Here is a 9,498-nt window from a genome sequence, read left to right as displayed (position 1 = left end):
GGCGGCCGGCTGCTGCCACCCCCGCTGTTGGCCGAGATGACGACCATGGTCGCGGTCCCCCCTGGTTCCGCCCCGCTCCCCCTGTACGACCGCTACGGCCTGGGACTGGTGGAGGTCGAGACGCCCGCCGGTCCCCTGCTCGGCAACGCCGGCGGCATCCCCGGCTTCCTGAGCATCGTCCTCAGCACCCCGGACGGCCGCCGGCAGCTCGGCCTCATGATCAACGCCCTGCTGGCCCCGGACCCCGTCTACGAGGCGTTCATCCAAGGCTCCCGGGCGCTCGGCGGCCGGCTCCCGAGCTGAGGTGCCCGGTCCCGGCGGTCAGAGCGACCGGACGGCCTCAACCACCAGGAGGTCGCCGCTGAACAGTTCGAAGGTCACGCCGATCGTGTTCGGGGCGTCGAGCACCTCGGCGATGACCGCCGCGACGTCGTCGCGCGGGATCTGTCCGCGACTGCCCAGGTCCGTGGACACGCGGACCCGCCCGGTCCCCGGATCGTCGGTGAGCGAGCCGGGGCGGACGATCGTGTACTCCAGGCCGCTCGCCATCAGATAGTCGTCGGCCTCGGCCTTCGCCGCGAGGTAGGGCCGCATGCCGCCGGACGCGGCCTGCGGCCGGTCCGCCCCGATCGAGCTGACCATCACGTACCGGCGCACGCCGACCGCCAGGGCCGCGTCGACGAGCTTGACGGCACCGCCGAGGTCAACGGTCCGCTTGCGTTCCGGACCGCTGCCCGGGCCCGCGCCGGCGGCGAAGACCACCACGTCGGCGCCCTCGACGTACTCGGCCAGGCTCGCGTCGGCCTCCAGGTCGCCGAGGACCGCCACCGCGCCGACCGCCTCGAGGTCGGCGGCCTGCTCAGGCTTGCGGATCAGGCCACGGGCGCGATGACCCTTCGCGGCCAGCAGCCCCAACAGGCGCAAGGCGATCTTTCCGTGGCCACCGGCCACCAGGACGTCCATGGGTGAAGTCTACTGAGCCTTCCCATGGATCACGACCGGCCTGCGGGCACGGCCGGCCTGCTTGGCGCGCCGACGGGTCGCTCGCCGCTTGTACGCGAACTCCCGGTCGTGAGCGTCGTCCTCGTCGGCCCAGAGCTGACGCAGGGTCCGGGGCATGTCACTGGCCGCCCACGGACGAGCTGTGGTGACCATACGCGATCAACCCAGCTCCGAGCCGCAGCTGGTGGCGGATCAACCCGCGGTCGTCGAGCGCCTGCTTCTGCTTGGTGGCCATGTCAGTTCCTCCTTGACATGCCGGGCGCCAGTTGTCGCCTATCCATTCGAAGCATGACGCCCGAGGCGGCGGCCGGCGGTGCCGGCCGTCACCGGCGCATCGTGCCGTCCGACACCAGCCCAGGTACCCGCCGTTTCCTTCAGGACCCCGAGCATCGACGCCGTGGCCGCCGAGCGGAAGCTGGCCGCCAGCCGGGCGGCGGCGATTCGCCGCACCGGCGGGTCGGTCAGGGCGACGCGCGTGAGGCCCGGTCGCGGGAACGAGAGCGCCAGGCGGGGAAGGATGGCAACCCCCAGGCCGACAGCGACAAAGGCCTGCACGGCGTTGTAGTCGTCGCTGCCGAAGACGACGCGTGGCTCGAAGCCGGCCGCCCGGCAGCTGTGGAGGATGATCTGGGCGTAGGCGCCGTCCGGTGTGCCGCCGATCCAGGTCTCGCCGGCGAGCGCCTCCAGAGCGACCGACGCGCGGCGAGCGAGGCGGTGGCCGTCGGGCACGACGAGCTCGAACGGGTCGTCCAGCAGCTGGGTCCGCTCCAGACGCACCTCGGGCCCGGGCAGGGCCTCGTGGTCGTAGATGAGGGCAAGGTCCAGCTCCCAGCGGGCAAGCATCGGGACCAGCCCCTGCTGGTGCTCGTCGACCACGGTCAGGTCGACCTCGGGGTGGCGCTGGTTGAACAGCGCGACGGCCCGGGGGACGAGCGTGGCGATGGCGGTGGGGAAGCTGGCCAGCCGCAGGCGGCCCCGCCGCAACCCGGCGATCTCCCCGAGCTCCTGCTGGGCCTCGTCCAGGCGGGCGAGGACCGCCTCGGCGTGCACCAGCAGGGCGCGGCCGGCGTCGGTGAGGCGCACCGGTCGCACGCCACGTTCGACGAGCCTGGTGCCCGTCTCCCGCTCGAGGGCGGCGACCTGCTGGCTGACCGCCGACTGCGTGAACGCGAGCGCCTCGGCCGCGGCCGAGAACGAGCCCTGGCCGGCGACCTCCCGCAGCACACGGAGCCGGCGAGGATCCAGCATAAGCAGAGCTTATCAGAGTGGAGAATCTGTAACTTGACCTGATTCACTGATCCGGCGAGCCTTGAGGTCACAGCACTTCCGAGAGGAGTCCCGTGCGCGCCAGCCCTGAGAAGAAGCTCCTGGGATCCAGCCGGTCGGTGGGCGACGCCGCCGCCATCGGAGCGCGGACCCTGCTCACCAGCGAGCTGCTCTGCGAATCGGTCGACCTGCGCGCCGGTGAGCGCGTGCTGGACGTACCCTGCGGCAGCGGCAGCGGCGCACTGGCCGCCGCCCGCCGCTTCTGCCGGGCCGTGGGCGTCGACGTTCCCCAGCTGCTGGAGCGGGCCCAGCGACGCGCCGAGGCCGAGGGCCTGGAGGTGGCCTTCCTGGAGGGCGACGCCGAGCAGCTCCCGTTCCCCGACGGCTCCTTCGAGGTCGTGCTGTCGGCCGGTGATGCCATCTCGGCCCACGACCAGGAGGGCACGGTCGAGGAGCTGCTCCGTGTCTGCCGGCCAGGTGGGCGGATCGGCATGGTCTGCTGGACCCCCGACGGCTATGTCGGCGAGCTGTTCGCCGCCATCGGCAGGCAGCTCCCGGCGACGGCAGCCCTCGAGGCGCCGATCCTGGGGGGCACCCAGGAGCGGCTGCGCGAGCTGTTCGGTCCCGAGGTGGCCATCACCGCCCCGCGGCGCAGCTTCCTGTGGCGCTTCCCATCGGCCGAGCACCAGGTGGAGTACTTCGGCAGCTTCCACGACCCGACCGCCAAGGCGCTGCAGGCGCTGGGCCCGGACCGTGCCGGCGCCCTGAAGGCCGAGCTGCTGGAGGTGGCCAGGCGCTTCGACGTGTCCGAGGACGAGACCCTGGTGCTGCGGCTCGACTACCTGGAGGCCGTCGTCCGGAAGCCGGCGTGGCTGTAGCGTCCGGAGGCATGACCCCAGATCAGGAGGTGGCATATGGAGCTCACCTGCCGCTGATCGACCTCGGGACCCCACGGTCCCGGCATGGCCTCGGGGCCTACGCCCGTGCGGCGGCGGGGCTCGGCTACCGCTACCTCTGCGCCAACGACCACCTGGTCTTCGGCCGGCCGTGGCTCGACGGCCCGACCGCGCTCGGCGCGTCGATCGAGTCGTCAGGGGACATGACGCTCGTCACCACCGCCAGCCTTCCCGTGCTGCGCGGGCCGGTGCAGCTGGCCAAGACCCTGGCCGCGATCGACATCCTGTCCGGCGGCCGCCTGGTCGCCGGGGTGGGTCCTGGGTCCTCGCCGGGTGACTACGCGGCCGCCGGTATCGGGTTCCAGGAGCGATGGCGACGCTTCGACGAGGCCCTGCGGGTGCTGCGCGTGCTGCTCCACGACGACGTCCACGGGTTCGAGGGCGAGTTCTACTCGACCCGCGACGTCGTGCTCCAACCGCGGCCGGTGCAGCGACCCGGCCCGCCGATCTGGGTCGCGAGCTGGGGCTCGCCGGCCGGGCTGCGACGGGTGGCCCGCCTGGGCGACGGCTGGCTCGCGTCCGCCTACAACACCACGCCCGAGCGGTTCCGCGAGAGCCTGGACCGGCTCGCCGAGGAACGACGGCGCCTCGGCAGGACGCCGGGCCTGCTCGCGAGCGCGATCGCCACGACCTGGCTGCACATCACCGAGGACAAGGGCGAAGCCGAACGGACGCTGACCGGCGTGCTCGCGCCGATGCTGCACCGGCCGGCCGAGGCGCTGCGTTCCGCCCCCCTGCTGATCGGCCCGGCGGAGCTGTGCGCCGAGCGGCTCACCGCCTGGATCGAGGCGGGCGCGCGGCGGATCTTCGTCTGGCCGCTCGCCGACGAGGCCCGGCAGCTGGAGCTGTTCCGCGAGCGCGTCACCTCCCTCGTCCCACGGCAACCGTAGCCGCGCACCCCGGCGGAGAGTGTTCCGGGCGTCCTGGGCTCGGGTTAGGCTGGTCAGCGCGATGAACGTGGAACATCCTGCCGGGCGGGGGGCAGGGCGGGCGTTCGTGGGCCGGGACCGGGAGCTGGCCGACCTGGTGGCTGGCCTGGAGGACGCGATCGCCGGACGCATGCGGGTGTTGCTGATCGCTGGGGAGCCTGGCATCGGCAAGACGTGGCTGGCGCAGCACCTGGCGGACCACGCGGCCAAGCGGGGGGCGCGGGTGCACTGGGTTCGTTGCTGGGAGGCTGGAGGCGCGCCCCCGTTCTGGCCGTGGGCGCAGACGCTCCAGCTGCTCGCGGAGGGCCTCGACGACCAGACCGTCGGCGCCTGGCTGGGCGCCGGAGCGGGCCAGGTCGCCCAGCTGGTGCCTGGCCTGGGCGAGCGCCTCGGAACGACCACGGTCCCGGCCCCTTCCGCTTGGGCCTCCGATGCGGCGCGCTTCTCGCTGTACGAGGCGGTCGCCGGGTTCCTGCGGGAGGCGGCGGCGGCGCAGCCGCTGATGCTGGTGCTGGAGGACCTCCAGGCGGCCGATGCCTCCTCGCTGCTGTTGCTGGAGTTCCTGGCCCGCGACCCCCATGGAGGCCGGCTGCTGCTGGTGGGGACCTATCGCGACGTGACGGCCGATCGCGTGCACGGGGCCGGCGACACGATTTCGCAGCTGGTCCGCGAGGGCCATCTGCTCAGCCTCCGGGGTCTGGACCGTGGCGAGGTGGGCGGCCTCATCGAGGCGCTGTCGGGGGTGGAACCCTCCGAGGCGATGGTCGCCGCCGTCCACGAGGCGACCGAGGGGAACCCGTTGTTCGTCCGGGAGACGGTGCGGCTGCTGGGCGGCGACGTCACGCTGCAGGACCCCGGCCGGCTCCGGGTGCCGTTGTCCGGGAGCGTGCGGACGGCGATCGGACGGCGGCTGGCCCCGCTGTCCGCCGATGCCGTGCAGGTGCTGTCGGTGGCGGCGGTGGTGGGCCGGGAGTTCGACCTGCCGCTGCTCGGGCCCGCCTGCGAGCTGCCGATCGAGCGCATCCTCGGCGGGTTGTCGGAAGCCGCGGCGCTGGACGTGGTGATCGAGGGCGAAGGCGCCGCCGGCCGCTACCGCTTCTCGCACTCCCTGATCCGGGAGGTGCTCTACGAGCGGCTGCCGATCCCGACCCGGGTGGACCTGCACCGGCGCGTCGGCGAGTCGATCGAGCACCAGTACGGCGGCGGCCTGGCGTCCCATGTCGCCGAGCTCGCCCGCCACTTCGCCGAGGCCGCGGCCGCCGGTGAGGCGGCCAAGGCGCTGGCCTACGCCCGCCAAGCCGGCGAGCGCGCCATGGACCTGCACGCGTATGAGGAGGCCGCCGTCCAGTACCGGCGGGCGCTGCAGACCCTGCGGTTCGTCGGCCCGGACGAGCCGGTTCGCTGCGACCTGCTGCTGCGGCTCGGCGCGGCCCTGGCCAGGGCGGGACGCTACCGGGAGGCGGAGGAGAGCTGCCTGGAGGCGGCGGAGCTGAGCCGGCGGCTGGGCTCGAGCGAGCAGCTCGCCCAGGCCGCGCTGGTGTTCGGCGCCCGTCTGCTCGGGGGAGGGACGGTCAACCGGCGGCTCGTCGGGCTCCTGCGGGAGGCCCTGGACGCGGTGCCGGCGTCCGACAGCCCCGTGCGGGCTCGGCTGCTGGCGCGCCTGTCGCTGGAGCTGACCTTCTCGGACGAGACGCAGCTGGCCGGGCCGATCAGCCGGGAGGCGGTCGAGCTGGGCCGGCGCCTCGGCGACGCCGCCGCCCTCGCGGGCGCCCTGCGCGCACGGTGGATGGCCGTGTGGGGACCGGACGGGCTGGAGGAGCGCTCGGCCGTTGCCGAGGAGCTGCTGCGGCTGGCCCGGGCGACCGGCGACCAGGACCTCGAGCTGGCCGGCCGCAGCCGGCGGGCGACCAGCGCGCTGCAGTCGGGGGACATCGGGGTGGTGGAGCACGACGTCGTGGCCTGTGCCCGGCTGGCCGAGGAGCTCCACATGCCGTCCCATCGGTGGGTGGCGTCGACGATGCGGGCCATGCTGGCGCTGCTCCAGGGGTCCCTGGGCGAAGCCGAGGCGCTGGCCGAGCAGGCCCGCTCCTCGCAGCCGGACGGACCGAACACCGCCTTCGCCTACAACGACCTGATCGAGGCGCTCCGCTGGGCCCAAGGTCGCCTCCAGGAGCTGCGCCCCGCCTGGCAGGAGCAGATGGTGAGCACGCCCTGGTCTGCCTGGCCCAGGCTCTGGCTGGCCCTGACCGACACCGACCACGGCGACGAAGCCGCCGCCCGCGGGTCGCTCCAGCACCTGGCGAGCGGGCTCCTCGGGCGGCCCCGCGACGGCCTCTGGCCGCCGGTGATGGCCGTTGCCGCCCTGGTGGCCGCACGGCTCCGCGAGCCGGGCGCGGCCGGCCGGCTCTACGAGGCGCTGTTGCCGTACCGGAACCAGGTCGTCGTGGTCGCGATGCCCCACCCGGTGGTGTGCCTGGGGTCGGTGTCGTTCTACCTGGGCCTGCTGGCCACGGTGACCTCGAGCTGGCCGGAGGCCGGCGACCATTTCGAGGCGGCGATCGCCGTCCATCGCCGGCTCGGGGCCAGGCCGTTGCTGGCCCGCAGCCGCTACGAGTACGCCCGCATGCTGCTGGCTCGGGGCCAGGCCACCGACGGGCGGCGGGCGGCCGAGCTCCTGGACCAGGCCCTGGCCACCGCCGGCACCCTGGGCATGACCGCCCTGGCCGAGGAGATCCGGGCCCTCCAGCCAGGCGAGACGTCCCGCGCCGGGACGGCCGCCGAGGTCGCCGCGCCCGCGGCCGCCAGGAACCTGTTCCGCCAGGAAGGCGAGTACTGGACGGTCGGCTACGAAGGCGTCGTGGTGCGGCTGAAGGACGCCAAGGGCCTGCACCACCTGGCCCGGCTGCTGGCCAATCCGGGAACGGAGCTCCACGCCATCGACCTGGAGGCGGCCGAGGGCCAGGCGGCGACGGCGGCGCCCATGGGGCCGAGGTCGCTCGCCGGCGACGGTGAGCTGGCCCTGCGCCCGGACCTCGGCGACGCCGGGGAGCTGCTGGACGCCACCGCCAAGGCCGCCTACAAGGCCCGGCTGGACGAGCTGCGGGCGGAGCTGGAGGAGGCGGAGAGCTTCAACGACCCGGCCCGCGCGGCCAGGGCCCGAGCCGAGCTGGACTTCCTGACCGACGAGCTGGCCCGGGCGGTCGGGCTGGGCGGGCGCGACCGCCGGGCGGCGTCCCACGCCGAGCGGGCCAGGCTCAACGCGACCAGGGCGATCCGCACGGCCATGGCCAACCTCGCCCGCGCCAACCCCGCGCTCGGCCGCCACCTGTCCTCCACCATCCGGACCGGCCGGTACTGCTCCTACACCCCCGACCCACGCGTCCCGATCACCTGGGAGCGTTCCTGAACCGTCGTGCAGTGGCGGGGAACGCCAACCTGCGGGGATGCACCGTTCCGGCGAGGAGGCGTGATGGCGGTGGCACCGATGCTGATCCGCATCGTGGTCGAGCAGGCGCAGCCGCTCGCCGGGACGGCCACGACCGACGGACGCGACCCGCTGCGCTTCGAGGGGTGGCTGGAGCTGCTCCGGGTGCTCTCGGAGCTGGTCGACCCGGCGACGGCGCCGCCGCCCGGCTAACCGGAAGCGGGCCGGTAGGCCAGCCGGACCACGCCGGAGGCGAAGGCCGTCGACCCGATCAGCTCCAGCCGGACCGGCCCGGCACCGTCGAAGATCCGCGGTCCGGCCGGCCACAGCCAGGGGTACACCCAGAACCAGAACTCGTCGACCAGGCCCTGGTCGGTGAGGGCATGGGCCAGCTCGCCGGCGCCGGAGACGACCAGGAGCCCGTGCCGCTCCTTGAGCGCGGGCACGCTCTCGGCCAGGTCGCCCTTGAGCAGGGTGGCGTTCCACTCCAGCGGCTCCTGGAGGCTCCGGGAGGCGACGTACTTGGGCATGCTGTTCAGCCGGTTGGCGAACACGCCAAGGGCCGGGTCGTCGGCCAGGGTCGGCCAGACCGCGGCCAGCCCCTCACCAGCCCCTCATAGGTCTTGCGGCCCAGCACCATCGCGTCGGCGACCAGGAACTGCTCCAGTGAGACGTTGTTGCTGTCGGCGTCCAGCACCAGCCATTCCTCGGGTGACGGCGCCTCGAAGGCGCCGTTGACCGTGACGGCGTTGTTGATGACCAAGCGTCCCATCGAGCCTCTCAGTCCTGGTGGAGGTTGATGAGGTTGCCGCAGGTGTCGTCGAACACCGCGTCCATGCCGCCGTAGGCCATCCGCCCCGGCTCCTTGACGAACACCACCCCTTTGGCCTTGAGCCGCTCGGCCTCACCGGCGCAGTCGGTGGTGGTCAGCGAGATCACCGGCCGGCCCTGCTCACGGCTGGCCGCCCGGAACGCCCGGGCCGGCTCGTCGGTCAGGTGCAGCACCAGCTGGACCCCGTCGGGGTCCTCGGGTGCGACCACGCTCAGCCACCGCTCCCCGGGGCCGTAGGCGGCGCTGGTCTTGACCTTGAAGCCGAGCACCTCGGTGTAGAACCGCTCGGCCCGGTCCTGGTCGTCGACGTAGATCCCGGTCAGCCCGATCCGCATCCTTCCACCCCTCCTGGTCGTCCCTGCTCCACGCCCGCCAGGCGTTCAACCTACCTGCACGGCGGTGCGGTGGCGATGAACGCAAAGAGCAAGGATGAGGAATCGCGACGAGCCTCGCAGGCAACCTGCCCACGGCGGGCGCCGGGCCCTCGCCGTCGTCGCTCTCGTGCTGGCCTCGGCCTGCGGCGGGCCCGGCGACGGTGAGCCGACCGAAGGGCCGGCGACGACAGCCTCCACCGCCGTGCCACCCACCACCTCCGCCGCGGCCGCCGGGCCGTGCCTGCGGGCCGCCGAGGCGGCCGGGGTGTTCCGGTTCCCCACGACCGACGGGTCCACCCTGGTCGGGGTGGTGCTTGGCAGCGGGCAGACCGGGCTGGTGCTCGCCCACCAGCTCGGCAGCGATCTGTGCGAGTGGCTCCCCCAGGCGCGGGAGTTCGCCAGGCGCGGCTATCGGGTGCTGGTCTTCGACTTCGCCGGCTCCGGGGACTCCCGGCCCGGACCGGACAGCCGGGTCGACAACGACGTGATCGCGGCCACCGCCGAGCTGCGCCGCCGCGGCGCCGAGCGGGTGGTGCTGATCGGCTCGTCGATGGGGGGCACGGCGGTGCTGGCGGCCGCGACCCGGATCCGCCCGCCGGTGGCCGGGGTGGTCAGCCTGTCGGGACCCTCGGGGTACGGGGGGGTGGAGGCCGGGGCGGCTATGGCGCGGCTGCGGGTGCCGGTGCTGCTCGTCGTCGGCGCCGACGACCGGCAC

The 9,498-nt window shown here is 73.9% G+C and carries 11 protein-coding genes; 6 read left to right on the top strand and 5 right to left on the bottom strand.

Translation table 11 applies throughout. The annotated features are described in order from the left end of the window. Positions 1-303, top strand: a 303-nt coding sequence (locus tag VF468_00435; GenBank protein HEX5876794.1) for a hypothetical protein, incomplete at its 5' end; no start/stop codon positions are given. 18 nt (positions 304-321) lie between these two features. Here the strand turns inward: VF468_00435 and VF468_00430 are convergent. Continuing rightward, positions 322-963 carry an SDR family oxidoreductase gene (locus VF468_00430; GenBank protein ID HEX5876793.1) on the bottom strand — a complete coding sequence of 214 codons (642 nt, stop codon included), beginning with the start codon at positions 961-963 and terminating at the stop codon, positions 322-324. Positions 964-1,275: 312 nt separating this feature from the next. Then, on the bottom strand, positions 1,276-2,250 hold the full coding sequence (locus tag VF468_00425) for a LysR substrate-binding domain-containing protein (GenBank protein ID HEX5876792.1): 975 nt from the start codon (positions 2,248-2,250) through the stop codon (positions 1,276-1,278). A 92-nt stretch (positions 2,251-2,342) separates the two neighbouring features. Between VF468_00425 and VF468_00420 the strand changes: the two genes are divergently transcribed. From VF468_00420 to VF468_00405, 4 genes are all read left to right on the top strand, one after another. Then, positions 2,343-3,146 (top strand): class I SAM-dependent methyltransferase, encoded by an 804-nt coding sequence (locus VF468_00420; GenBank protein HEX5876791.1) that lies wholly within the window; start codon positions 2,343-2,345, stop codon positions 3,144-3,146. Positions 3,147-3,157: 11 nt separating this feature from the next. After that, positions 3,158-4,114 carry an LLM class flavin-dependent oxidoreductase gene (locus VF468_00415; protein ID HEX5876790.1) on the top strand — a complete coding sequence of 319 codons (957 nt, stop codon included), beginning with the start codon at positions 3,158-3,160 and terminating at the stop codon, positions 4,112-4,114. 61 nt (positions 4,115-4,175) lie between these two features. Beyond that, positions 4,176-7,559 (top strand): AAA family ATPase, encoded by a 3,384-nt coding sequence (locus tag VF468_00410; protein HEX5876789.1) that lies wholly within the window; start codon positions 4,176-4,178, stop codon positions 7,557-7,559. Between the two features lie 63 nt (positions 7,560-7,622). Next, positions 7,623-7,790: a hypothetical protein gene (locus tag VF468_00405; GenBank protein HEX5876788.1), complete on the top strand. Its 168-nt coding sequence runs from the start codon at positions 7,623-7,625 to the stop codon at positions 7,788-7,790. Here VF468_00405 and VF468_00400 read toward each other — a convergent pair. The 3 genes from VF468_00400 to VF468_00390 are packed head-to-tail and all read right to left on the bottom strand — an operon-like array spanning position 7,787 to position 8,744. Then, on the bottom strand, positions 7,787-8,107 hold the full coding sequence (locus VF468_00400; GenBank protein HEX5876787.1) for a dihydrofolate reductase family protein: 321 nt from the start codon (positions 8,105-8,107) through the stop codon (positions 7,787-7,789). The two genes, VF468_00405 and VF468_00400, sit on opposite strands and share 4 nt — an antisense overlap. Positions 8,108-8,112: 5 nt before the next feature. Continuing rightward, a complete protein-coding gene (locus tag VF468_00395; protein ID HEX5876786.1) occupies positions 8,113-8,349 on the bottom strand; it encodes a hypothetical protein in 237 nt (78 codons plus the stop codon). A gap of 8 nt (positions 8,350-8,357) precedes the next feature. After that, entirely contained in the window at positions 8,358-8,744 is a 387-nt protein-coding gene (locus tag VF468_00390) for a VOC family protein (GenBank protein HEX5876785.1), read from the bottom strand. 94 nt (positions 8,745-8,838) lie between these two features. On the opposite strand from VF468_00390, the gene VF468_00385 reads away from it, so the two are divergent. Then, on the top strand, positions 8,839-9,498 hold a 660-nt coding region (locus tag VF468_00385), incomplete at its 3' end, for an alpha/beta fold hydrolase (protein HEX5876784.1).

The organism is Actinomycetota bacterium, from assembly GCA_036280995.1.
GTDB lineage: Bacteria > Actinomycetota > CALGFH01 > CALGFH01 > CALGFH01 > CALGFH01.
Note: the sequence above shows the minus strand (reverse complement) of the source record. Positions and strands in the feature narration are given on the sequence as shown.